The organism is Pseudoxanthomonas sp. G3, assembly GCF_057654715.1.
The window spans coordinates 3,783,499-3,805,090 of the sequence record NZ_CM172805.1 but is presented as its reverse complement, the minus strand read 5'-3'; the positions used below and the strand labels follow the sequence as shown (position 1 = coordinate 3,805,090).

22 protein-coding genes are annotated in these 21,592 nt (G+C 68.9%); 9 read left to right on the top strand and 13 right to left on the bottom strand.

Features of this window, described 5'->3' with window-relative positions; genetic code table 11:
* Nucleotides 1-44 precede the first annotated feature (44 nt).
* The 9 genes from AC23D6_RS18295 to AC23D6_RS18255 form a co-directional block, all read right to left on the bottom strand.
* The gene (locus tag AC23D6_RS18295; protein ID WP_487750624.1) at nt 45-1,442 is read right to left on the bottom strand and encodes an FAD/NAD(P)-binding protein; all 1,398 of its coding nucleotides are present in this window, start codon (nt 1,440-1,442) and stop codon (nt 45-47) included.
* 43 nt (nt 1,443-1,485) lie between these two features.
* Entirely contained in the window at nt 1,486-2,895 is a 1,410-nt protein-coding gene (gene cls, locus AC23D6_RS18290) for a cardiolipin synthase (protein WP_487750623.1), read from the bottom strand.
* A gap of 258 nt (nt 2,896-3,153) precedes the next feature.
* Nucleotides 3,154-3,318 (bottom strand): 50S ribosomal protein L33, encoded by a 165-nt coding sequence (gene rpmG / locus AC23D6_RS18285; protein WP_027070918.1) that lies wholly within the window; start codon nt 3,316-3,318, stop codon nt 3,154-3,156.
* A gap of 13 nt (nt 3,319-3,331) precedes the next feature.
* Nucleotides 3,332-3,568 carry a 50S ribosomal protein L28 gene (gene rpmB / locus AC23D6_RS18280; protein ID WP_093489741.1) on the bottom strand — a complete coding sequence of 79 codons (237 nt, stop codon included), beginning with the start codon at nt 3,566-3,568 and terminating at the stop codon, nt 3,332-3,334.
* 328 nt (nt 3,569-3,896) lie between these two features.
* Nucleotides 3,897-5,648: a DUF885 domain-containing protein gene (locus AC23D6_RS18275; protein WP_487752679.1), complete on the bottom strand. Its 1,752-nt coding sequence runs from the start codon at nt 5,646-5,648 to the stop codon at nt 3,897-3,899.
* A gap of 199 nt (nt 5,649-5,847) precedes the next feature.
* Nucleotides 5,848-6,744 carry a ParB/RepB/Spo0J family partition protein gene (locus AC23D6_RS18270; protein ID WP_487750622.1) on the bottom strand — a complete coding sequence of 299 codons (897 nt, stop codon included), beginning with the start codon at nt 6,742-6,744 and terminating at the stop codon, nt 5,848-5,850.
* A complete protein-coding gene (locus AC23D6_RS18265) occupies nt 6,744-7,541 on the bottom strand; it encodes a ParA family protein (RefSeq protein ID WP_487750621.1) in 798 nt (265 codons plus the stop codon). The genes AC23D6_RS18270 and AC23D6_RS18265 overlap by 1 nt, the downstream gene beginning before the upstream one ends.
* A gap of 185 nt (nt 7,542-7,726) precedes the next feature.
* On the bottom strand, nt 7,727-8,383 hold the full coding sequence (rsmG, locus tag AC23D6_RS18260) for a 16S rRNA (guanine(527)-N(7))-methyltransferase RsmG (protein WP_487750620.1): 657 nt from the start codon (nt 8,381-8,383) through the stop codon (nt 7,727-7,729).
* A gap of 7 nt (nt 8,384-8,390) precedes the next feature.
* Complete coding sequence (locus AC23D6_RS18255) at nt 8,391-9,008, bottom strand: 4'-phosphopantetheinyl transferase family protein (protein WP_487750619.1); 618 nt, start codon at nt 9,006-9,008, stop codon at nt 8,391-8,393.
* Nucleotides 9,009-9,182: 174 nt separating this feature from the next.
* Here AC23D6_RS18255 and AC23D6_RS18250 point away from each other — a divergent pair, with 174 nt between their 5' ends.
* Nucleotides 9,183-9,440 (top strand): GlsB/YeaQ/YmgE family stress response membrane protein, encoded by a 258-nt coding sequence (locus tag AC23D6_RS18250; RefSeq protein WP_487750618.1) that lies wholly within the window; start codon nt 9,183-9,185, stop codon nt 9,438-9,440.
* 96 nt (nt 9,441-9,536) lie between these two features.
* On the opposite strand, the gene xth is transcribed toward AC23D6_RS18250, so the two are convergent.
* The 3 genes from xth to AC23D6_RS18235 all read right to left on the bottom strand — a co-directional run bounded on the left by xth (nt 9,537) and on the right by AC23D6_RS18235 (nt 14,262).
* On the bottom strand, nt 9,537-10,307 hold the full coding sequence (gene xth, locus AC23D6_RS18245; protein WP_487750617.1) for an exodeoxyribonuclease III: 771 nt from the start codon (nt 10,305-10,307) through the stop codon (nt 9,537-9,539).
* A 27-nt stretch (nt 10,308-10,334) separates the two neighbouring features.
* A complete protein-coding gene (locus AC23D6_RS18240; protein ID WP_487750616.1) occupies nt 10,335-11,894 on the bottom strand; it encodes an MFS transporter in 1,560 nt (519 codons plus the stop codon).
* Nucleotides 11,895-12,735: 841 nt separating this feature from the next.
* Entirely contained in the window at nt 12,736-14,262 is a 1,527-nt protein-coding gene (locus tag AC23D6_RS18235) for a coniferyl aldehyde dehydrogenase (RefSeq protein ID WP_487750615.1), read from the bottom strand.
* 49 nt (nt 14,263-14,311) lie between these two features.
* Here AC23D6_RS18235 and AC23D6_RS18230 point away from each other — a divergent pair, with 49 nt between their 5' ends.
* Complete coding sequence (locus AC23D6_RS18230; protein ID WP_487750614.1) at nt 14,312-14,869, top strand: gamma carbonic anhydrase family protein; 558 nt, start codon at nt 14,312-14,314, stop codon at nt 14,867-14,869.
* A 37-nt stretch (nt 14,870-14,906) separates the two neighbouring features.
* The gene (locus AC23D6_RS18225) at nt 14,907-15,284 is read left to right on the top strand and encodes a VOC family protein (RefSeq protein ID WP_487750613.1); all 378 of its coding nucleotides are present in this window, start codon (nt 14,907-14,909) and stop codon (nt 15,282-15,284) included.
* 9 nt (nt 15,285-15,293) lie between these two features.
* On the opposite strand, the gene AC23D6_RS18220 is transcribed toward AC23D6_RS18225, so the two are convergent.
* Nucleotides 15,294-15,560 carry a YkgJ family cysteine cluster protein gene (locus tag AC23D6_RS18220; RefSeq protein ID WP_487750612.1) on the bottom strand — a complete coding sequence of 89 codons (267 nt, stop codon included), beginning with the start codon at nt 15,558-15,560 and terminating at the stop codon, nt 15,294-15,296.
* Between the two features lie 72 nt (nt 15,561-15,632).
* On the opposite strand from AC23D6_RS18220, the gene AC23D6_RS18215 reads away from it, so the two are divergent.
* From AC23D6_RS18215 to AC23D6_RS18190, 6 genes are read left to right on the top strand one after another with little or no spacing between them, the layout of a single operon-like run.
* Nucleotides 15,633-16,139: an RDD family protein gene (locus AC23D6_RS18215; RefSeq protein ID WP_487750611.1), complete on the top strand. Its 507-nt coding sequence runs from the start codon at nt 15,633-15,635 to the stop codon at nt 16,137-16,139.
* Nucleotides 16,139-16,819, top strand: coding sequence for an RDD family protein (locus AC23D6_RS18210; RefSeq protein WP_487750610.1), 681 nt, complete (start codon nt 16,139-16,141; stop codon nt 16,817-16,819). Before AC23D6_RS18215 ends, AC23D6_RS18210 begins: the two co-directional genes overlap by 1 nt.
* Nucleotides 16,816-17,814 (top strand): stage II sporulation protein M, encoded by a 999-nt coding sequence (locus AC23D6_RS18205; protein WP_487750609.1) that lies wholly within the window; start codon nt 16,816-16,818, stop codon nt 17,812-17,814. The genes AC23D6_RS18210 and AC23D6_RS18205 overlap by 4 nt, the downstream gene beginning before the upstream one ends.
* Nucleotides 17,804-19,369: a DUF4129 domain-containing protein gene (locus AC23D6_RS18200; protein ID WP_487750608.1), complete on the top strand. Its 1,566-nt coding sequence runs from the start codon at nt 17,804-17,806 to the stop codon at nt 19,367-19,369. Before AC23D6_RS18205 ends, AC23D6_RS18200 begins: the two co-directional genes overlap by 11 nt.
* Nucleotides 19,366-20,562, top strand: a complete 1,197-nt coding sequence (locus tag AC23D6_RS18195) for a DUF4350 domain-containing protein (RefSeq protein ID WP_487750607.1) — start codon at nt 19,366-19,368, stop codon at nt 20,560-20,562. The genes AC23D6_RS18200 and AC23D6_RS18195 overlap by 4 nt, the downstream gene beginning before the upstream one ends.
* Entirely contained in the window at nt 20,559-21,560 is a 1,002-nt protein-coding gene (locus tag AC23D6_RS18190) for an AAA family ATPase (RefSeq protein WP_487750606.1), read from the top strand. The genes AC23D6_RS18195 and AC23D6_RS18190 overlap by 4 nt, the downstream gene beginning before the upstream one ends.
* The last annotated feature ends 32 nt before the right edge of the window (nt 21,561-21,592 follow it).

The following is a 21,592-nucleotide window of genomic DNA, read 5'->3' as shown; positions in this document are numbered from 1 at the left end:
CCCCCGCGCCCAACCCGTCGCCGAGTGTACTGCGTGGCGTGCGCTCAGGTGTCCGGTGCCAACAGCCCGCGCACGGCCGTCTCGGCCTGGCCGCGCAGTTCGGGGATGGCGATGCTTTCCCACACGCAGCCGATGCGCAGGCTGCCGAGGATGAACACGTGCGGCTGCGACTGCCCTTGCGCATCGACCATGCGCCCGTCGCGTGCGGCCTTCAAGCCGATGCCGTGCGGCCCGGCCTGTGCATGGCCCTTGCCCAGCAGGTCGTGCAGCAGCGGGCTGCGCATGGTCTGCGCGCGCATCTCTACGCCGGTGGCGTTGACCACGTAGTCGACATCGAACTCGTCGATGCGACCGTCGCGGGCGTGCGTGCTGACACGCAGGCGCGGGCCTTCGGCCAGCACCGTGTCCAGGCGACCGCGGTGCAGGCGCAGCTGGCCGCGTTCGACCAGCGCCTGCAAGCGGGCATGCACTTCCGGCGCGATGCGGTGGCGATGAACGTCCCACTGGCGCAGCACATGGCGCAGGAAGCGGCGCTGGTCGGGCAGGGACAGCGACTGCCACAGCGCCTGGCCATGCGGGCGGATGCGTTCCATCACCGACTGCCACGGCAGCCCGTCGGCGACTGCCTGCTTCGCCGCGCCGCGCAGGAAGCGCATGCGCGCACGCAGGCCCATCGTCTGCAGCGGTGCGGGGTCGTAAGTAGCGGCCGCGCCGTGGCAATGCGGCAGCGGCAGCAGGGCGTGCCGCGACAGCACGTGGATCGTGCCCGCGTGCGCGTTGTCGGCCAGGCTGAGTACCGTATCGACCATGCTCAGCCCGGAGCCGACGATGCACAGGTCGGCGCCGACCGGGATCGCCTTGATCGCATCGAAATCCCATGCCGGCAGCGAGCGCCCCGGCGGCAACTGCGGCGCGCCGCGGGCCGGCAGCGGCTTGGGCGTGTTGCCTACCGCCAGTACGACGCCCTTCGCCCGCAAGCTGCCGTGCGCTTCGAGGCGCAGTGTCGCGCCATCGGCATCCGGTTCGAGTTCGCTGACGCGATCGTGCACGACCTGGAGCGTCGCCGGACTCGCTGCAATCGCTTCGCCCAGGCGCGCGCGCAGATAGTCGCCATAGCGACGGCGTTCGATGAAGGCATGCGCGAGCGCATCGCGGTCGGGGCCGCCCGGCGGCGTGGTCGCCACCACATAGTCCAGGAAGTCCGCGGGTCGGTCATCGAAGGCGCTCATCCGCGCGGCGGGCACGTTCAGTACGTGCTCGCCATGTGTTGTTGCATACGCCACGCCCTGCGCGAGCACGTCGCGCGGCTCGATCATGACGATGCGCAGCGGCGTGGTGGCCTGGCGCAGGGCCTGCATCGCCACCAGCACGCCCCCGGCGCCGCCACCGATAATCGCAAGGTCGCAGGGCGGCAGCGGGGCAGTCGCGGTCTCTTCGCTCATGCGCGCATTGTAGCGAATGGACTGCATCGCCCTGCGCTGAGCCCTACATCAGCGAGTCCGCCAGCCGCGCGATGCCTTCACGGCTGCGTTGCCAGCCCGGCCGGCGCTGCCATGCCTCCGCCTGCACGATGTCGGCCTGTGCCAGGTAATCGGCTTCGATCGCGCGGATGCGCGCGACCACGTCGGCGTCGTAGCAGACCAGGCCGATTTCGGCATTCAACGCGAACGAACGGATGTCCAGGTTGATTGAGCCGACCAGGGCGATGTCGTCGTCGACCGTCAGGTGCTTGGCGTGCAGGAAGTGCGGCCGGTACAGCGCGATCTTCACGCCGCAGGCGAGCAGTTCTGCGTAATACGACTGCTGCGCCCAGGCCGTCAGCGGTTGGTTGTTGGTGGCCGACAGCACCAGTTGCACGTCCACGCCCGACAACGCCGCGATGCGCAGCGCGCTCAGTGTCGCGTCGTCCGGTACGAAGTAGGGCGTGGTCAGCACCACCTTGCGGCGGGCGAGGTGGATCAGCGCGTTGACGGTATCGCGCGCATTCTCGAACGGATACGCCGGCCCGCTGGGCAGCAGCTGCGCGGCCACGTCCTGCGCCTGTACCGACAGGTCCGGCTGCACGTCGAGGCGTTCGCCGGTCTCGATATACCAGTCGCTGGCGAACACGCCTTCCAGATGCGACACCACCGGCCCCTGCACGCGTGCGACCAGTTCGCGATTGGGATGGCCGGGCACGAAGGTCGCACCGGCGAGGTTCTGCGAGCCCACGTAACCGATGCGGTTGTCGATCACCGCCACTTTGCGGTGGTTGCGCAGGTCCATCCGGCCGCTGCGCCGCCAGCGCAGGCCGCCGGGCAGCATGTCGTGCACCGCCACGCCGGCAGCGCGCAGCCGCCCGCGGTACGCCCGCAATCCACGCTTGGCGCCCACGGCATCCAACAGCACGCGGCAGGTCACGCCGCGCGCGGCGGCCTCGCACAATGCCGTGGTCACGGCCTCGCCCACCGCATCGTCGAACATCAGGTAGTACAGCAGGTGGACCTGCTGCTGCGCGGCGCCGATGTCGTCGAGCAGCGCGCGCAGCGACGCGGCGTAGTCGTCCAGCAGCGCCACGGCATTGCCGTGGGTGGGCATGAACGCGCCCTGCCGTTCGATCAGCGGCGCCATTTCCGCCGCGGCGCCGTCGCGCGGGGTCCAGCGCAGGGCGCTGAGCGGGCGCTGTTCCTCGCGGATCACGTCCGAGGCGCGCGCCTGGCGGGTGATGCGTTCGCGCGACAGCCAGGGATGCCCCAGCAGCAGGTACAGCGGCAGGCCGAGCAATGGTACGAAGCCGACCAGCAGCAGCCAGCTGCGCGCGGCGGCCGGGGTCGTGCGGCTGGGGATCCACCACAGCGCCGCGAGGCGGATCAGCCAGTCGACGATCAGCAGGGCCGTGCCGAGGGACCAGTCCATGCGGTGCGGGTGTCCGGGGAGGAGATGCTCCGGATTCTGCGTTGGCGGGCGAACAAATGAAAACCCAAGCGCCGTTCCCTTCTCCCTGCAACGCGGGGAGAAGGTGCCCGAAGGGCGGATGAGGGGCAGCTTTTGGCTCGCCGAAGACTGAAAGCAGAAAACCCCGCCGAGGCGGGGTTTTCCTTGAGGCGCTGGATCCCCGCTTTCGCGGGGATGACCTAGCGGCAAAGGCGTTCGCTGTGCGAACGCGCCGCTAGGTCACTTGATCTTGCCTTCCTTGTAGATCACGTGCTTGCGCACGACCGGGTCGTACTTCTTGATTTCCATCTTGCCCGGGGTGTTCTTCTTGTTCTTGTCCGTCGTGTAGAAGTGGCCGGTGTTGGCCGAGGAGATCAGACGGATCTTGTCGCGCTTGGATGCCATGTTTAGTTACTCCTCAGACCTTTTCGCCGCGGGCACGCAGCTCGGCCAGAACGGAATCGATGCCGTTCTTGTCGATGGTGCGCAGCGCGTGCGCGGACACTTTCAGCTTGACCCAGCGATTTTCGCTGGCGACCCAGAAGCGGCGCTCATGCAGGTTGGGCAGGAAACGACGACGGGTCTTGTTGTTGGCGTGCGAGACGTTGTTACCGGTCTGCACACGCTTGCCGGTGACTTGGCATACGCGGGACATACGCACCTCGATAGGTAATTGTGTCGCCCATAGCCCGGGAGACGGCGGCCCGGCGGACGGCCTGCAGGACAGGACGGACACCACGCGATACGGTCGAAAACCGCTGCAGACACAAGCCGGAATCGCATTTCCGGCCGCAGATCCGGCCAGGCCGGACGCAGCGAGCCGCGCATTATGCCGAGGTTTTCCTTGTCCCGCAAGCACTTAGCGTGCAGGCCACGTAGAGCGGAGCTTGCTCCGCTGCTTTCCTGCCCATCTCCGGTATCGGGCAGGGGTTACGGAGCCGAGCAAGCTCGGCTCTACGGGATGATCTCGCCCGATTGTGAGATCAGGGGGCGGCCGTCGCCGGCTTGGCAGGGCCGGCCTTGCTCTCGGCAATGAAGGCCCGGATCTGGCTCTCCAGCACGGGCAGGGTGACCGAGCCCTGCTTCAGCACGGCGTCGTGGAAGGCCTTGATGTCGAATTTCGAACCCAGCTCCCGCTCAGCCTCGCCGCGCAGGCGGACGATGGCGATCTCGCCCAGCTTGTAGCTCAACGCCTGGGCGGGCCAGGAGATGTAGCGGTCCACCTCGGTGGTGACTTCGTGCTCGGACAGCGCGGTGTGGTCGCGCAGGTAGGCCAAGGCCCGGTCGCGGCTCCAGCCCTTGTGGTGCACGCCGGTGTCGATCACCAGGCGGGCGGCGCGCCACATCTCGTAGGTCAGCCGGCCGAAGTCCTCGTAGGGCGTCTCGTAGATGCCCATCTCCTTGCCCAGCTTCTCGGTGTACAGCGCCCAGCCCTCGCCGTAGGCGGAGATGTAGTTGTCGCGGCGGAACGCGGGCTGTTCGCCTTGTTCCTGCGCCAGCGCCGCCTGCAGCGAATGGCCGGGCGAGGATTCGTGCAAGGTCAGCGCCGGCAGGTTGTACAGCGGTCGCGAGGGCAGGTTGTAGGTATTGAGCCAGTAAGTGCCCAGGCCGCCGCGGCCGGCCGTCCAGAACGGCGCGATGTCGGCCGGCACTTCGACGATGGTGAACCGCCCGCGCGGCAGCGTGCCGATGAACTTGCCGACCTCGCCATCGACGCGCTTGGAGATCCACGCCGCGCGGTCGAGCAACTGTTGCGGTGTCTTCGCGTAGAACTGCGGATCGGTGCGCAGGAAGGTCAGGAACTCGGCGAACGTGCCCTTGAAGCCGGTCTGCTGGATCACCTCCTGCATCTCGGCCCGGATGCGCGCGGCTTCCTTCAGGCCGATGGCGTGGATCTCCTCGGCGGTCAGGTCCAGCGTGGTGTATTCGCGGATCTGCTGCGCGTAGAAGTCCTTGCCGCCGGGCATCGCCTCGGCCGCCAGCGTGGTGCGCGCCCTCGGCATGTATTCGGTGCGGAAGAACGCCAGCAGCGTGCCGAACGCGGGGACGACCTGCTCGCTGATCGCGGCGCGCACGTCCTTGCGCAGCGCTTCCTGTTCGGCGGCCGGGATGCTGGCCGGCATCTTCCTGTAAGGCGCGTAGAAGGCGGACTGCTCCGGATCCTTCAGCTCTGCCACCGCCGCGATGGAGACATCGCGGCCGTCGAGCACGGCGCGCGGCACGGTGAAGCCGCGCGCCAGGCCGGCGCGCATGTTGGCGATGTGCTGGTCGAAGTGGCGCGGCACGTCGCGCAGGCGCGCGGCGTAAGCGCGGTAGTCGTCCGCCGTTTTCATCTGCCGGCGCGCCATGAAGGACAGGTTCGACCAGAACGACGAGTCGGAGTTGAACGGCATTTCGTACGCGCGCAGGCGTACTTCCGCGGCGAGGTTCTCCACCTGCGGGCGGTAGATGGCAAGGTTGATGCGGTTCTCGGCCGACAGTTGCGTGGCATCGATGCCGTCCAGGTCCTTCAGGACCTGCTCCCACACCTTCAGGCGCGCTTCGTGCGCGGCGGCACCGACATCGGGCAGGCGCGTGTTGTCGCCACTGGTATCGGAGTCCTCATCGGCCTGGCCGGTCTGTTCCTGCCGCCACTTCCATTCCTTTTCATAGATCGCCTGGAAGCGCTGGTCGGCGTCGGAGGGCGCGAAGGCGAGCGCGTGCAGCGGTGCGCACGCGAGCAGGAGGGCGGCGATGCGGAGGTTCAAGGCAGATATCCGGTCGAAGCGGAATCCGAATGGTAATGCAGCGGTGCTGTGCCCGTCCGGGCGGCAACGCCCGTCTTTGTGGGAGCGATGTAAGTCGCGAGGTTTTCGCTCATCGCTGGACCTGCTTGACCGCTATCGCGACTTACGTCGCTCCCACATCCCACATTCCCACAACAACCTGAGCGCCTCAGCCCTTCGGGCGCAGGCGCTCCAGCACACCATCCAGCGTGTCCAGATCGGTGTACTGGATGATCAGCTTGCCCTTGCCGCCACGGCCGTGGGCGATGGTCACACGCGTGCCCAGGCTCTCGGACAGTTCGGTTTCCAGCGAGGCGATGTCGGGCTGCGGCGCGGCCTTGGTGGGTTTGGCCTTCTTGCCGTTGACCGGCACCTTGCCGGCGGCGAACTGTTGCGCGCGGTGTTCCACTTCGCGCACCGACCAGCCCTGTTCGGCGGCATCGGAGGCCAGCTTGCTGGCCAGGTCGGGCGACAGCGTCAGCAGCGCGCGCGCGTGGCCCATTTCCAGGCGTCGTGCTTCCAGCAGCGCGCGAATGGCCGGCGGCAGCTCCAGCAGGCGCAGCAGGTTGGAGACGGCGGCGCGCGAACGGCCCACGGCCTCGGCGGCCTCGGCGTGGGTCAGCGAGAATTCGTTGATCAGGCGCTGCAGCGACTGCGCCTCTTCCAGCGGATTGAGGTCTTCGCGCTGGATGTTCTCGATCAGCGCCATCGCGATGACGGTACGGTCGTCCAGTTCGCGCACCACCACCGGCACTTCGGCCAGGCCGGCTTCCTGCGAGGCGCGCCAGCGGCGTTCGCCGGCGACGATCTCGAACTTGCCCGGCGACAGCTCGCGCACGACGATCGGCTGGATCACGCCCTGCGCCTTGATCGACTCGGCCAGCTCGCTGAGCTTGGACGGATCCATCGCCATGCGCGGCTGGTACTTGCCCGGCTGCAGCTGCGCCACCGGCAGGGTGCGCAACGCTTCGCCCGGCTGGGCTTCCGGCGGGGGCGTCTCGGCGGCTTTCGGGCCGAGCAGGGCTTCCAGTCCGCGACCCAGGCCGCGTTTCTTCGGGGCGCTCATCACGCGTGCTCCATGTGCTTCTGCTGCTTCTTGCGGTCGGCCTGGCGGCGCAGGATCTCGCCGGCCAGGCCCAGGTAGGCCACGCCGCCGCGCGAGGCGCGGTCGTAGCCGACGATGCTCTGGCCATGGCTGGGTGCCTCGGCCACGCGCACGTTGCGCGGCACGATGGTGCGGAACACCTTGTCGCCGAAATGCGTGGTCAGTTCACCGGACACGGCGTTGGCCAGGTTGTTGCGGATGTCGAACATCGTGCGCAGCACGCCTTCGATCTCCAGGCCCGGATTCAGGCGCGTGCGCAGCGCGTCGATCGTTTCCATCAGCGCCGACAGGCCTTCCAGGGCGTAGTACTCGCACTGCATCGGCACCAGCACCGAGTCGGCGGCGGTCAGCGCGTTGAGCGTGAGCAGCGACAGCGCCGGCGGACAGTCGATGATGATGAAGTCGTAGTCCGGGCGCAGGCTTTCCAGCGCGGTCTTCAGGCGAAGTTCGCGGCCGGAGGATTCCATCAGCTGGATCTCGGCGGCGGTCAGGTCGATGTTGCCCGGCATCAGGTCGAACCCTTCGGCGGTGGTGACCACCGCGGCCTTCGCCTCCACGTCGCCCAGCAGCACGTCGCAGGTCGAGGCCTCGACTTCGCGCTTGTCCACGCCGCTGCCCATCGTCGCGTTGCCCTGCGCATCCAGGTCGACCAGCAACACCCGCTGCGGCGCGCGTGCGAGCGCGGCGGCGAGGTTCACGGCGGTGGTCGTCTTGCCGACTCCGCCTTTCTGGTTGGCAATGGCAATGATGCGGGCCATGCGAGGGCGCCTTATCGATGACGGGTGGGTAGGGGATTATGGGGGGTCGGGAGCGGGCGTGCGAAATCATCCCAACGCATGGACCGGCCGCGTCCGGTCATCAGGCCGCGCGCCCGCGCGACATCGCGGGAGCGCACTCAGTCATATCAAGGAGTTACACCGTGCGCACCGGCGCGGTGCGCGATTCAGTCGCGGCGGACGACCACCATGTGGCGCTCGCCGACCAGCCCGGGCACAGCCAGGGCGTCGATCGTCGCCACCGACCAGCCGGCCGGCAGGGCCGCGATCTCATCGTCGGGTCGCACGCCCTTCATCGCGAGCAACGCGCCGCCGGGCTTCAGCAGATGGCCGCTGACCTCGATGATGCCGGCCAGCACGTCCAGCGCACGCGCAGTGAGCGCGTCGTAGGCCTGCGGTTCGTCGAGCGCCTCGGCGCGCGATTCGGCCACGCGGGCGTTCTCCAGTTTCAACGTGCGTACGGCTTCGCGCAGGAAACGCGCCTTCTTGCCGTTGCTCTCCACCAGGGTCACGCGCAGGCCGGGCTTGGCGATGGCCAACGGGATGCCGGGCAGGCCCGGTCCCGTGCCGAGGTCGGCGAGCGCGCCGCCGCGGGTGGCAAGTTCGTCCACGAACGGATGCATCGCCAGCGAGTCCAGCAGGTGGCGCGTGACCATCTCGCGCGGGTCGCGGATCGCGGTGAGGTTGTAGGTCTTGTTCCAGCGGTCGAGCAGGGCCAGGTAGGCCAGCAGGCGCGGCGCCAGCGCGTCGGCATCGAGGCCGAGGGTCGTCAGTCCGCGGTGCAGGGTGTCGCGCAAGTCGGCGGGGAAGGCGGTGTCGTTCATCGCGCCATTATCGCAGGCCTTCGCGCCGGCCCCGTGGGTGCCAGGCCAGCGCGGCGCGGTAATCCGGTCGCGGCGCCCACTCGTGTAGGTGCCAATCGTCGGGTCGGCCGAGGCCCGGATCGCAGGCCACCAGCCGCGGGGCTTCGTCGCTGAGCGCGACGTGGAAGCGGTGCAGGCCGAACGAAATGCCCTGGCCGTGCGTCTTCAGTATCGCCTCCTTGCAGCACCACAGACGCACGAACGCGAGCAGGCGCGCATCGTCGTCGTTGATCGCGCGCAGCCACGCGCTCTCTTCCGGATGGTAGAAGCGTTCGGCCAGCTCCAGCGCGCGCGGCCGCGGTCGCAGGCGTTCGATGTCCACGCCCAACTCCACGTCTTCGCCCAGCGCGAGCAGCAGCGCTTCGCCGCTATGGCTCCAGCCGGTCTCCAGGTGGTGCAGCGGTGCGATGAAGTGCGGCCGCCCGTGCGCATCGCGGGTGATGGGCAACGTCTCTGGCGTGAAACCCAGCGTGCGCGCCAGCGACTCGCGAGCCTGCGGTTCGCCGCGTTGCCGCGGGGCGTGCGGCAGCAGCCACAGCGCGATGCCGTCGTGGCGCCACTCGGCGGGGGCGTCGCGCCAATTCATGCGCGGGCACGCGGTGCGTGGTGCGGTACGGCGTGCAATCGCAGCACGACCGCGGTATCCAGCAGTGGCAAGGACGCGTCCCCCATGTGAGTTAACGGTGGTTTCACGCCGGACGGTAAAGATTCAAGCGTGCCCCGCGCGATGGGGTCCTGTCCAACAAGGGAGAAGCGACGCATGAATTTTCTTATCTATCTGATCGTGGGTGGCATCGCGGGCTGGCTGGCCAGCATCGTGATGAAGCGCGATGGCTCGCAAGGCATCATCCTGAACATCGTGGTGGGCATCATCGGCGGTTTCCTCGGCGGCTGGCTGCTGCCCACGCTGGGCCTGGGCCTGGGCGGCGGCTGGGTCGGCTTCCTGATCACCGCCTTCATCGGCGCCGTGGTCCTGTTGCTGATCGTCAACCTGCTCAGCCGGGGTCGCGCCCGGTAGCGGTTCCGCTGCGGCCGCGTGCGCATTCGAGACGCACCCAAGGCCCGTGGCAAGAAGAAGGCCCGGCATCCGCCGGGCCTTCTTCGTTTGCGTCGTTCAACCGCCCAGCCGTACCCACGCCGGGGCGTGGTCGCTCGGCCGGTCCCAGGTGCGAGGTTCGCGGTCGATGCCCGATTCCACCGCGTTTCCGCGCAAGGCGTCGGATACCAGGGTCAGGTCGATGCGCAGGCCCAGGTTGCGGCGCAGGCCGCCCATCCGATAGTCCCACCAGCTGTACACGTTGGCTTCGTCGCTGTGCAGGCGGAACGCATCGTGCAGGCCGAGCGCGTACAGCCGCTGCAAGGCGGCGCGCTCGGCGGCGGAGGTCAGGATGTGGCCGTCGTTCCAGACTTTCGGATCGAATACGTCGCGCTCGTCCGGCGCGATGTTGAAGTCGCCCATCACCACCAGCTTCGGATGCGCCTGGAGTTCGGCGGCCAACCAGTCGTGCACCGCCTCCAGCCAGCGCAGCTTGTAAGCGTATTTGTCGGTGCCCACGTCCTGGCCATTGACCACGTAGAGGTTGACGATGCGTACCTCGCCCACCGTCGCGGCGATCACGCGCTTCTGTTCGTCGTCGAAGCCCGGAATGCCCACCTGCACGTCGTCGATGGCCTCGCGCGCCAGCAGTGCAACGCCGTTGTAGGTCTTCTGCCCGGCGAACACGCTGCGGTAGCCCAGCTCCGCCAGGGCGGTGTCGGGGAAGCGGTGGTCCTCCAGTTTGGTTTCCTGCAGGCCCACGATGTCCGGTGCGAACGCGCCCAGCCACTGGGTGAGGTGCGGCAGGCGCACGTTGAGCGAATTGACGTTCCAGCTGGCGATCTTCATGGCGGCGATTCTATGCCAGCCGGCGCATCATGCGCCCGAGGCTTCGTCGGCCGCCACCGCGCCGTGCGCTTCGCCCTCGCCGTCGCGCATCAGCCGCGCGGCCATCCAGGCGGCCACCAGCATCATCGCCATGCCGAACACGGCGATGGCCCGCATGGCGTCGGTGAAGGCGGTGCGTGCGGTGTCGACGACAGCCACCCCCGCCGCACCGCCGAGTTCGCTACCCACGGCCACCGCACCGCCCAGCGTGGACAACGCGCGCGTCGTGTCGGTGTCGGCGAGCGTTGCCGGCAGGGTTGGGTCCAGCCACAGGCGATACGCCAGCATGCCGGCGCTGCCGAGCATAGCGATGCCGAGTGCGCCGCTGAGTTCGGCACTGGTCTCGGCCAAGGCGGACGCTGCGCCCGCGCGTTCCGGCGGCGCGGTGGTGATGATGAGTTCGTTGCCGACGGTGAACACCGGCGCCATGCCCAGGCTCATCGCCAGCATGCCGGAAATCAGGATCCACAGCCCGTACGGCGGCACCACCAATGCGGTGATGCCGAAGCCCACGGCAGCGAGCAGCAGGCCGCGCACCATCACCCGGCGCGCGCCCCAGTGCCGTGCGAGCCGCGGCGCCAGCAGCGAGCCGAAGGTGAAGCACAGCGACCACGGCACCGTCGCGATGCCTGCCTGCAGCGGGGTCAGGCCCAGCACCAGTTGCAGATACTGGGTCATGAAGATGTACACGCCCATCATCGACAGGCCGGCCAGTGCATAGGCGACGATGGCCGCCGAGAATGCCGGCCGCTGGAACAGGGTCACGTCGAGGAACGGATAGGCCAGGTGCTTCTGCCGGCGCACGAACAGCACGCCCAGCACGATGCCGACCAGCAGCACCGCGAGACCGCGCATATCGGCGCCGTACTCGGCGATGCGCTTTAGTCCGTAGACCACGGCCAGCACCGCGAACAGCGACTGCACCATGCTGACCGGATCGAGCGCGCCTGCGTCCGGGTCGCGGTACTCGGGCAGCAGTTTCGGCCCCAGCACCAGCAGCAGCACCATCACCGGCACCGCCGCCAGGAACGCCGCGCCCCACCACCACCATTGCAGCAGCAGGCCGCCGACCAGCGGGCCAATCGCGCCGCCGACCGAGAAGGCCGCGATCCACACGCCGATCGCGAACTGGCGCTCGTGCTCGTCATGGAACATGTTGCGGATCAGCGACATCGTCGACGGCGCCAGCGTCGCGCCCGCCACGCCCAGCAGGGCGCGCATCGCGATGAGCATCTCCGCGCTGCGCGAGAACGCCGCGATCACCGAGGCGGCCGCGAACGCCGCCGCGCCGATCAAGAGCAGCTTGCGTCGGCCGATCCGATCGCCCAGCGTCCCCATCGTGATCAGGAAGCCGGCGACGAGGAAGCCGTACACGTCGACGATCCACAACAGCTGGCTGGCGCTGGGATCCAGCTCGGCGCTGATCGCCGGCAGCGCGAGATTCAGCACGGTCAGGTCCATCGCATAGACCATGCAGGGCAGGGCGATGATGGCCAGCCCGATCCATTCGCGGCGGGTGGCTTTGGCGGGCGTGGCGGCAGTCGGCATGCGGATCCTTGCGTCGGGTCTGACCGTGCGACGGACGGGAAGGTCCATTTTCGACGAAGTCGAGGGCGCCACATGACCTCAAGGGCCATCGTGGCCCTTATCGCCTCCGGACGCCGCGCCCGTGGATCCCGCATGCAACAACCCGATCCCGTCATCCCGGCGCAGGCCGGGATCCACTGGCTCTTGCCGTTGCGCCGGCCCGATGAGCCCTGGCCGCCATAGGCCAATCCAGGCAACCGCAAGATCAAACTGGGTCCCAGCTTTCGCTGGGACGACGGCTGCTGTGGCATGCCGCTGGCATCCAACAGCCGAATGACCTCTCGTCGTCCCGGCGCATGCCGGGACCCAGCGCCTTTGCATGACCCACGCGGCACACCAAAAGCCCACGAGACAATCCAGACGGCGTCATCCCAGCGCAGGCTGGGATCCACTGGCTCTTGCCGTTGCGCCTGCCTGATGAGCTCTGGCCGCCATAGGCCAATCCAGGCCACCGCAGGATGAAACGGGGTCCAGCTTTCGCTGGGACGACGGCTGTGCGTCATACCCTCGGTATCTGACAGCCGAGTGACCACTCGTCATCCCGGCGAACGCCGGGACCTAGCGTTCGCGCGAGCCAAGAGATGAGCCACACCCACACCGCACGCAACAACTCGATCCCGTCATCCCAGCGCATGCTGGGATCCACTGGCTCTTGCTGTGGCGCCCGCCGATGAGCCCGTGGACACAGTAGGCCGATTAAGAAACCGCAGGATCAAAATGGGTCCCAGCCTTCGCTGGGACGACGGCGGGGTTCCCGCCTTTGCAAGAACGACTGGCAGGAGCCGGGTCGTTAAGAGGATCCCTAGCGGATGATGAAGTCGATGAAGCGCGCGACCTTCGAGTACGGCGGCTTCAGCAAGTCGCTGCCCGCGCGCCGCGGCTGCCACAGCACTGGCAGCGCCTTGCTCATCGCATCGAAGCCCGCCCGCCCGTGGTAGGCGCCCATGCCGCTGGGGCCGATGCCGCCGAACGGCAGCGCGTTGATGCCGAAGTGCAGCACGGTGTCGTTCACGGTCACGCCGCCGGCCAGCGTGGTGCGCAGGATCTTCTCGACGCGCGCGCGGTCGTGGCTGAACGGGTAGAGCGCCAGCGGGCGATCGTGCGCGTTGACGTAGGCCAGGGCCTCGTCCAGCGAGCCGACCGTGCGGATGGGCAGGATCGGGCCGAAGATCTCGTCCTGCATCACCTTCGCGTCGTCGCCGGGTTCCAGTACCAGCGCAGGCGCGAACAGCCGTTGCGCGCGGTCGTGGTGGGAGGCCAGCGGGATCACCTCGTGACCGCGCTGGCGGGCGTCGTCCAGGTAGCCTTCGAGCCGGCCGAACTGGCCGTCGTTGATGATGCGGGTGTAGTCGCCGGCATCGGACAGGTCGCCGTAGCGCGCCGCCACTTGCTCGCGCAACGCCTGCACCAGCGCGTCGCGCCGGCTACGGCCCACCAGCAGCACGTAATCCGGGGCGATGCAGGTCTGCCCACCGTTGAACCACTTGCCGGTGGCCAACCGCGCGGCGGCCTGTTCCACCGGGAAATCGTCGCAGACGATGGCGGGCGATTTGCCGCCCAGTTCCAGTGTCAGCGGCGTGAGATTGGGCGCCGCGGCCGCCATCACCTTGCGGCCGACGGCGGTGGAACCCGTAAACACTAAGTGGTCGAACGGCAGCGCGGCGAACGCCGCGGCCACCTCGGCACCGCCGGCGGCCACGGCCACGCGTTCCAGCGGGAAAACCTCCGCCAGCAGCGAGCGCAGGAACTCGGTGGTGCGCGGCGTGTGTTCCGACGGCTTCAGGTAGACGTGGTTGCCGGCCGCGATCGCGGTGGCCAGCGGAATCAGCGCCAGGTTGACCGGATAGTTCCAAGGCGAGATCACGCCGACCACACCGACCGGCGCTTGCCGCACTTCGGCACGCGCCGGCCAGAAGCGCCAGCCCACGCCCACGCGGCGCGGTTTCATCCACCGGCGCAGGTGCGAAGCCAGGTGGTCGATCTCGTTGAGCACCGTCATGCCGTCGGCGATCAGCGACTCGTGGCGCGAACGGTGGCCGAAATCGGCGGCGACGGTGTCGGCCATCTCCGGCAGCCGGCGCTTCAGTGCATCGCGTAGCCGCTGCAGGTCGTCGCGACGCTGCGCGTAGTCGGGCTTGCGGGCCTGCCAGGCCTGGCGCAACCGGTCCAGCGTTGGGGCCAGGTCGACCACCTGCGTATCGCGCGTCACGGGGCGATCGGACGGCGGCGCGGCGGGCTCGCGTCCCGCGGTGGCGGCCGTGATCGCGCTGTTGGCGGCGGTGATGGCCGCGTTCGCGGCGGTGGTGGCGGCATGCGGGAAGGTCGTCATTGCCCGAGTGTATGCCTTCCCTTCCGAGCGGGCGCACTACAATCCGGGCATGACCGCCACTCTGACCGCCCTGCGCCCCTATCTTGGCCGCTTTCCCGTCCTCGGCCCGCGGGTCTATGTCGATCCGGCCGCTACCGTGATCGGCGATGTCGAACTGGCCGAGGATGCCTCCGTCTGGCCCGGCACGATCCTGCGCGGCGACGTCAACTTCATCCGCGTCGGTGCGCGGACCAACGTGCAGGACGGCACCATCGTCCACGTCAGCCACCACAGCCCGTACAACAAGGCCGGCTATCCCACGCTGATCGGCGCCGACGTCACCATCGGCCACGGCACCATCATCCACGCGTGCACCATCGAGGACCTGTGCCTGATCGGCATGGGCGCTTGCATCCTCGACGGCGCCACGGTGAAGAAGTACGGCTTCCTCGGCGCCGGCGCGGTGCTAGGCCCGGGCAAGGTGGTGGGCGAGGCCGAGCTGTGGCTGGGCAATCCTGCCCGCTTCGCCCGCAGGCTGACCGAGAAGGAAATCGAGAGCCTGCATTATTCGGCAGGCCACTACGTCCGGCTGAAGGACCAGTACCTGCAGCCGCCGCCCATCGCCTGAGCATCACCGGCGCCTGTCGCGCCGCGGGAGAATCCGCATGGCCTGGAAACCGCAGGGCTACACCTCGGCCGCACCGTACCTGGTCGTCGATGGCGCGCAGCGCACGATCGACTTCCTCGAGGCCGTCTTCGGCGCCGAACCGCTGCGCATGCATCCGATGGGCGACCGCCTCGGCCATGCGGAAGTGCGCATCGACGACACCGTGTTGATGCTGGCCGACGGCATGGACGGTTGGCCGGCCCTTCCCAGCCACGTGCATGTGTACGTGCCGGACGTCGATGCCACGTGGGCACGCGCGCTGGCCGCCGGCGCCGAGCCGGTGCAGGCGCCCGAGGAGAAGGGCGATGGCGATCGCCGTGGCGGCTTCCGCGATGCCGGCGGCACCACCTGGTGGATCTCCACGCAGGTGGAATGATCTGCTGGGTCAGGGCGTGGTCGCGCGTTCGAGCGCCGCCAACAGCGCCATCGCCTCCTGCCGGCTGGTCCCGCACATGTCGGGGCCGGGCTTCAGCGTGCCGCAGAACGCCGGGCGCTCGGGGCGCCCGAACAACCGGCAGCGCAGCGCCTCATCCAATTGCACGCACGGCACGCCCGCCGGCTTGCCCTGCGGCATGCCGGGGATCGGCGAAGTGATCGACGGCGCGGTACAGCACGCTGCGCAGCCCGATCGGCAGGAGAAGAGGGTGTCCACGGGGGCGGAGTGTAGTGCGGCTGGGCAAGCGTGGCGCGTCCGGCTAAAGTCGGCGTGTACAGGGGATTACGCATGGAAAGCGCCGACGAGCAGGGCAATCCGTATGCCGCGCCCGCGACCGTGATCGACACGGCCGCGGAGGATGTACCGCGCATGTTGGCGGGTCGAGCAGAGCGCCTGGGAGCAGTCATCGTGGACAACGTCATGGTCAGCGCTCTCCTGTTCCCCGGCTACATGCTGCTCCTGGAAGCCGCACCCGCGTGGACGCACGTGCTGGTACCGGCTGCCTGGGCGGCGACCCCGCTGGCGCTGGTGCTGGTCGGCATCAACGTCTTCCTGCTGGTTCGCGACGGACAGACTGTGGCGAAGCGATGGTTCGGTCTTCGCATCGTGCGCGCGGATGGCACGCGTTGCGCCGCCGCCAGGCTGCTGGGAATGCGCTACGTCCTGCCGACGCTGATCGCGGCGTTGCCGTGTATCGGACCGCTGTTCTCGCTGGTGGATGCGCTGACGATCTTCCGTGACGAGCGTCGGTGCTTGCACGACGATATGGCCGACACGATCGTGGTGCGCGCCTGATGCTGGACACCTACCGCGAAGTCGTCACGCCGGAGGGCGTCCCCCTCCATCTGCCCGCCGCCGGCCCGGTGCCGCGGGCGTTGGCGTGGAGCATCGATCTGATGGTGCGTTTCGGCCTGTTGAGCGTGCTGGGCATGGTGCTGGCGCTGCTGGGCAAGACCGGTGAGGGTCTGTACCTGATCGGCCTGTTCCTGCTGTTCTGGGCCTATCCCATCGTGCTTGAGGCGGTGTGGCAGGGGCAGACCGTCGGCAAGAAGGCGCTGCGGCTGCGCGTGGTCGCGGCTGATGGCGCGCCGGTGGGCTGGCTGGCCGTGATCACGCGCAACCTGCTGCGCACCGTGGACATGCTGCCCTTCGGCTACGCCGCCGGGCTGGTGTCGTGCCTGACCGACACGCATGCGCGCCGCCTGGGCGACATGGTCGCCGGCACGCTGGTGGTGCACGCGACCGGCGAGCGCGAACACACGCCGGCGCCGGCGAACGAAGTCTTCGCACCGCCGGCGGGCCTGCTGCCGGAAGAGCAAGGCGCGGTCGTCGCCTTCGGGGAGCGCGCCCCGCAACTGACGCCGTCGCGGCAGGAAGAGCTCGCCAACCTGGTGGCGCCGGTCACTGGCGCGCGCGGCCAGGTCGGCGTGCAGCGCCTGTACGGCATGGCCAACTGGCTGTTGGGGCGGCGATGAGGCAGGAGCAGTTCGTGGCCCGCCACCAGGCCGAATGGTTGGCGTTCGAATCCTGGCTGCTGGCCCGCGGCGAAAGCGCGCGGCGGGCGCGCAAGGAACGCAACACCGGCACGCTGACCGACGAGGAAGTGCCGGCGCGCTACCGCCGCATCTGCCAGCAGCTGGCGCTGGCCCGTGCGCGTGGCTACAGCCCGGTGGTGGTGGATCGCCTGCAGGCGCTGATGCAGCAGGGCCACGGCGTGCTCTACCGCACGCCCGCCCCGCGCTGGCAGCGGGCGGCGCGCTTCCTGCTGGCGGATTTCCCGCGGCTGGTGCGCAGCGAAGCCGGCTGCATGGCCGTGGCCACGGTCGCGTTCGTGTTCCCGCTGGTGCTGATGTTCGTGCTGCTGCAGCTGCGCCCGGAACTGGTGTACAGCCTCGCATCGCCCGAACAGGTCGCGATGTACGAGCGCATGTACGACCCGAGCGATCCACGCCACGCCCTCGGCCGCGAGAGCGGCTCGGACTGGCAGATGTTCGGCGTCTACATCTGGAACAACATCAGCATCGGCCTGAAGACCTTCGCCGGTGGCCTGGTGGCGGGGGTGGGTGCTCTGATCGTGCTGATCGCCAATGGCATCAGCATCGGCACCGTGTTCGGCCACCTCCAGCAGATCGGCTACGGCGATCCGCTCTGGCGTTTCGTCTGCGGGCACGCCCCGTTCGAACTCACCGCGCTGGTGCTGGCCGGTGGCGCCGGCCTGCGGCTGGGACTGGCGTTGATCGCGCCGGGCCGCCATCGTCGGATCGATGCTTTGGCCATCGCCGGCACGAAGGGCGCGCGCTTGTGCCTGGGCGTGGCCTTCATGCTGCTGGTCGCGGCCTTCATCGAGGCGTTCTGGTCCTCGACGCAATCCATCCCGGCGGTGGTGAAGTACAGCGTGTCCGGTGTGCTGTGGACATTGGTGGCGCTGTGGCTAGGCCTCGGTGGGCGCGGGGTGGCCGATGAGGATTGAGGAGCTCACCGTCCGCCTGCGCACGCGCTCGGGCTGGGAGGCCATCGAACTGGGCATGGCGCTGGTGCGCCGCCACGCCGGCGCGATCTGGACGCCGTGGCTGTGGCTGACGGTGCCGCTGTTCGTCCTGCTCAACCTGGGCGCGTGGCTGATCGACGCCTTCTGGTTGGCCGCGCTGCTGATGTGGTGGCTGAAGCCCGTGTTCGACCGCGTACCGCTGTATGTCATCTCGCGTGCGGTCTTCGGCAGCGTGCCCGGCACGCGCGAGACCTTGCGTGCGCAACGCCAGTGGGGCGTGCGCACGATGCTGCACCTGCTGACCTGGCGCCGGCTGAGCCCCGTGCGCTCCCTGTACATGCCCATCGATCTGCTGGAAGGCGTGCAGGGCGAGCGCCTGGGGCAGCGTCGCCGCGTGCTCGGTGGGCAGGCGTACGGCACGGCGTTCTTGCTGACGATGATCTGCCAGTTGTTCACCGTCGCGCTGGTGCTGGGCGGCGTGGTGGCAGTGCTGGTCTACCTGCCGCAGGACCTGCTGCCGGACAGCATGCAGGCGGCGTTCCGCATCATGGCCATCGAATGGCCCGTGTGGTTGCACTTGGCATGGAACGCCCTGCTGTGGGCCGCGGTCAGCGTCACCGAGCCGTTCTTCATCGGTGCGGGGTTCGGCCTGTACCTCAACCGCCGCACCGAGATCGAAGCCTGGGACGTGGAGATCGTGTTCCGCAAACTGCGCGCGCGGCTGGCTGCCGCGGTGCCGGTGCTGCTCGCCGCCGTACTGCTGGCGGGCCTGCCGGGCTACGCGGGTGCGCAGGAACGGCATGGCGGGCTGCCGCCGACGGTGCCGGCGAGGGAAGCACCGGCCCCGGAGAAACCGACACCGCCCACATTGCCGATCGTGTTCGGCGACCAGCGCGTCGATGATCGCGCGTTCCGTGAGGCGGCCGACCGCGCGTACAAGGACCCGCTGCTGGACCGCAAGCGCACCGAGGGCAGTTGGGAACCGCGGAAGAAGCAGGAACGGCAGAAGAGCGACTTCTCGCTGAGCGGCACCCCGCTGTTGATGGCCCTGGCCAACTTTTTCGCCTTCATCGGCGAGTGGGGCCTGTGGCTGGTGGCCGGTGTGCTGGTCATCGTGCTGTTGGCCACGGCGCGCTACTGGTGGCCGTGGATGCGCGGCATCTCGCGCGCACCGGCGCCGTACCGGGACAGCCCGCAGATCGAGGCGCTGGTGTTGCCGGAGACCTTGCCCGATGACATCGCCGCCGCCGCGCGCGCGCTGTGGCGCGATGGCCGTCCGCGGCACGCGTTGGCGCTGCTCTACCGCGCGAGCGTGGAGAGCATGAGCGCACGTGCCGAGATCGCCTTGCCGCCCGGCGCGACGGAGGCCGAATGCCTGCGGGCATCGCGGCGCATGCCGCGGGCCGAAGACCGGCAGGCGTTCGCATTGATGGTCCGCGTGTGGCAGTACGCGGCCTACGGCCAGCGCCTGCCTGCCGACAACGAATTCGATGCATTGGTGGCGGAACTGCAGCAGCGCTACGGGTGGGCGTCATGAACGCGCGTCGCAACGGTCGGATCGTCGGCGGCAGCCTGCTCGTAGCGTTCGTCCTGCTGGCCCTGGTCGTGGCGTGGTTTCTCCACACCTATGTCCGCGTGGAAAAGACACTGTATCTGCCGCCGAGTGGCGAGGCCGCCTACAACCCGCTGTACGCACTGGCGCGGACGCTCGAGGCCGACGGGATCAAGGTGAATGCGCGCCAGCGCCTCATGCTGGACGACAATGCCCTCGGCCCGCACGACACGTTGCTGCTCTTCAACGACCCGCGCGCGTTGTCGCCGCCGGAGGCGGAGGCGCTGCTGGCGTGGGTGGAGCGCGGCGGGCATCTGATCGTGCGTACGCCGCTGCGCACCAACGACGAGGCCCTGGTCGAGGAAGAGACGCCGCATGCGGCGCTGCTGGACCAGCTTTCCGTGTGGCTGGTCGAGGAAACACCCGACTGCGAGGCCTTCCAGGTCGAGGGCGAGGACCACCACGTCGAGTTCTGCCGCGGGCGTCGCTTCGCCTTCGATGGCGTCGTGCCGGAAATCTCGTGGGGCGACCTGCAGGCGGGCTTCGTCTATGCGCGGCTCGCGCACGGGCGCGGCCACGTCGACGTGCTGGCCGATGTGGACTTCCTGATGAATGCCGAGCCCCGGCCGCCGCTGGGCGATGCGCTCGGCACGCCGCCGAAGGGTGGTCTGCGCGACGGACCGCACCGTGCACTGGCGCGGCAGGTGCTGGCGCCCAACTACGGCCAGGGCACCATGCACCTGGTCTACGCCGCGCAGATGCCGTCGTTGTGGCGCACCTTGCTGGTTCGCGGCTGGATGGTGTGGATTCCATTGGTGCTCGCCCTAGCCGCCTGGCTGTGGATGCGCATGCAGCGGTTCGGCCCGCCGGTGCCGGCGCCGGCCGGCGAGCGGCGCTCGCTGCTCGAACACGTCCGTGCCAGCGGCGAACATCTCTACCGCTACGGCCGCGGCGTCATGCTGTATTCCGCCGTGCGCCAGGCGTTCCTGGCCCGGTTGCGCCGCCGCGACCCGGTCGCCGCCGCCTTGTCGGGCGAACCCCAGGTCGCCGCCATCGCCGCGCGCACAGGCGTGCCCGCCGACCGCATCCGTACCGCGCTCAACGCGCCCGCCTCGCACGACCGGCCGGCATTCCGCGACCGCATCTCCCTGCTGATCCAACTGAGAAACTGCCTATGAACGACGAGACCGCTGCCGCGCCCCCCGCGCTCCCGCCGACGCCCGGCAATGCGTTGTCGGCCCGCGCCGATGCCGTGCGCGACGAGGTGTCCAAGGCCTTCATCGGCCAGGCCGACGTGCTGGACCAGATCCTGATCGCGCTGCTCGCCGGCGGCCACGTGCTGATCGAGGGCGTGCCCGGCCTCGGCAAGACGCTGCTGGTGCGCGCGCTGGCGCAGGCGCTGGAGCTGACCTACGCACGCGTCCAGTTCACCCCCGACCTGATGCCGAGCGACGTCAGCGGGCACGCCGTCTACGACCCGAAGACCGAGAGCTTCAAGATCCGCCGCGGTCCGGTGTTCACCAACATCCTGCTCGCCGACGAGATCAACCGCGCGCCGGCCAAGACCCAGGCGGCCTTGCTGGAAGTGATGCAGGAAGGCCAGGTGACGATCGAGGGCAAGTCCTTCGAACTCTCGCCGCCCTTCATCACCCTGGCCACGCAGAACCCGGTGGAACAGGAAGGCACGTATCCGCTGCCCGAAGCGCAGCTGGACCGCTTCCTGCTGAAGGTGCTGATCGACTACCCCGCACTGGAGGACGAGAAGCGCATGGTCGACGCGATCACCACCGGCCGCACCGCCGCCGACTTCGACCTGTCGAAGGTGAAGCGCGTGCTGGGGCCGGACGACATCATCGCGATGCAGCGCGACACCGCCGCCGTGCAGGTGGACGAACAGGTGATCGATTACGCCGTACGCATCGTCGCGGCGACGCGCAAGTGGCCGGGCATCGCCCTCGGCGCGGGTCCGCGCGGCAGCCTCGCGCTGGTGCGCGCGGCGCGCGCGCAGGCCGTGTTGCAGGGTCGCGATTTCGTCACTCCCGACGACGTGCGCGACATCGCCCGTCCCGCGCTGCGCCACCGCATCACGCTGGCGCCGGAACTGCAGATCGAAGGCCAGTCGCCCGACGACGCGCTGCGCGCGCTGCTGGCGAAAGTGGACGCGCCCCGCAAATGATCCTGCCGTGTGCACCTGACGCCGCACCGCGC

Bases quoted from the DNA above. Each gene is read 5' to 3' on its own strand.
- AC23D6_RS18295 (WP_487750624.1), bottom strand. From the start codon at position 1,442: ATGAGCGAAGAGACCGCGACTGCCCCGCTGCCGCCCTGCGACCTTGCG.
- cls (WP_487750623.1), bottom strand. From the start codon at position 2,895: ATGGACTGGTCCCTCGGCACGGCCCTGCTGATCGTCGACTGGCTGATC.
- rpmG (WP_027070918.1), bottom strand. From the start codon at position 3,318: ATGGCATCCAAGCGCGACAAGATCCGTCTGATCTCCTCGGCCAACACC.
- rpmB (WP_093489741.1), bottom strand. From the start codon at position 3,568: ATGTCCCGCGTATGCCAAGTCACCGGCAAGCGTGTGCAGACCGGTAAC.
- AC23D6_RS18270 (WP_487750622.1), bottom strand. From the start codon at position 6,744: ATGAGCGCCCCGAAGAAACGCGGCCTGGGTCGCGGACTGGAAGCCCTG.
- AC23D6_RS18265 (WP_487750621.1), bottom strand. From the start codon at position 7,541: ATGGCCCGCATCATTGCCATTGCCAACCAGAAAGGCGGAGTCGGCAAG.
- rsmG (WP_487750620.1), bottom strand. From the start codon at position 8,383: ATGAACGACACCGCCTTCCCCGCCGACTTGCGCGACACCCTGCACCGC.
- AC23D6_RS18255 (WP_487750619.1), bottom strand. From the start codon at position 9,008: ATGAATTGGCGCGACGCCCCCGCCGAGTGGCGCCACGACGGCATCGCG.
- AC23D6_RS18250 (WP_487750618.1), top strand. From the start codon at position 9,183: ATGAATTTTCTTATCTATCTGATCGTGGGTGGCATCGCGGGCTGGCTG.
- xth (WP_487750617.1), bottom strand. From the start codon at position 10,307: ATGAAGATCGCCAGCTGGAACGTCAATTCGCTCAACGTGCGCCTGCCG.
- AC23D6_RS18240 (WP_487750616.1), bottom strand. From the start codon at position 11,894: ATGCCGACTGCCGCCACGCCCGCCAAAGCCACCCGCCGCGAATGGATC.
- AC23D6_RS18235 (WP_487750615.1), bottom strand. From the start codon at position 14,262: ATGACGACCTTCCCGCATGCCGCCACCACCGCCGCGAACGCGGCCATC.
- AC23D6_RS18230 (WP_487750614.1), top strand. From the start codon at position 14,312: ATGACCGCCACTCTGACCGCCCTGCGCCCCTATCTTGGCCGCTTTCCC.
- AC23D6_RS18225 (WP_487750613.1), top strand. From the start codon at position 14,907: ATGGCCTGGAAACCGCAGGGCTACACCTCGGCCGCACCGTACCTGGTC.
- AC23D6_RS18215 (WP_487750611.1), top strand. From the start codon at position 15,633: ATGGAAAGCGCCGACGAGCAGGGCAATCCGTATGCCGCGCCCGCGACC.
- AC23D6_RS18210 (WP_487750610.1), top strand. From the start codon at position 16,139: ATGCTGGACACCTACCGCGAAGTCGTCACGCCGGAGGGCGTCCCCCTC.
- AC23D6_RS18205 (WP_487750609.1), top strand. From the start codon at position 16,816: ATGAGGCAGGAGCAGTTCGTGGCCCGCCACCAGGCCGAATGGTTGGCG.
- AC23D6_RS18200 (WP_487750608.1), top strand. From the start codon at position 17,804: ATGAGGATTGAGGAGCTCACCGTCCGCCTGCGCACGCGCTCGGGCTGG.
- AC23D6_RS18195 (WP_487750607.1), top strand. From the start codon at position 19,366: ATGAACGCGCGTCGCAACGGTCGGATCGTCGGCGGCAGCCTGCTCGTA.
- AC23D6_RS18190 (WP_487750606.1), top strand. From the start codon at position 20,559: ATGAACGACGAGACCGCTGCCGCGCCCCCCGCGCTCCCGCCGACGCCC.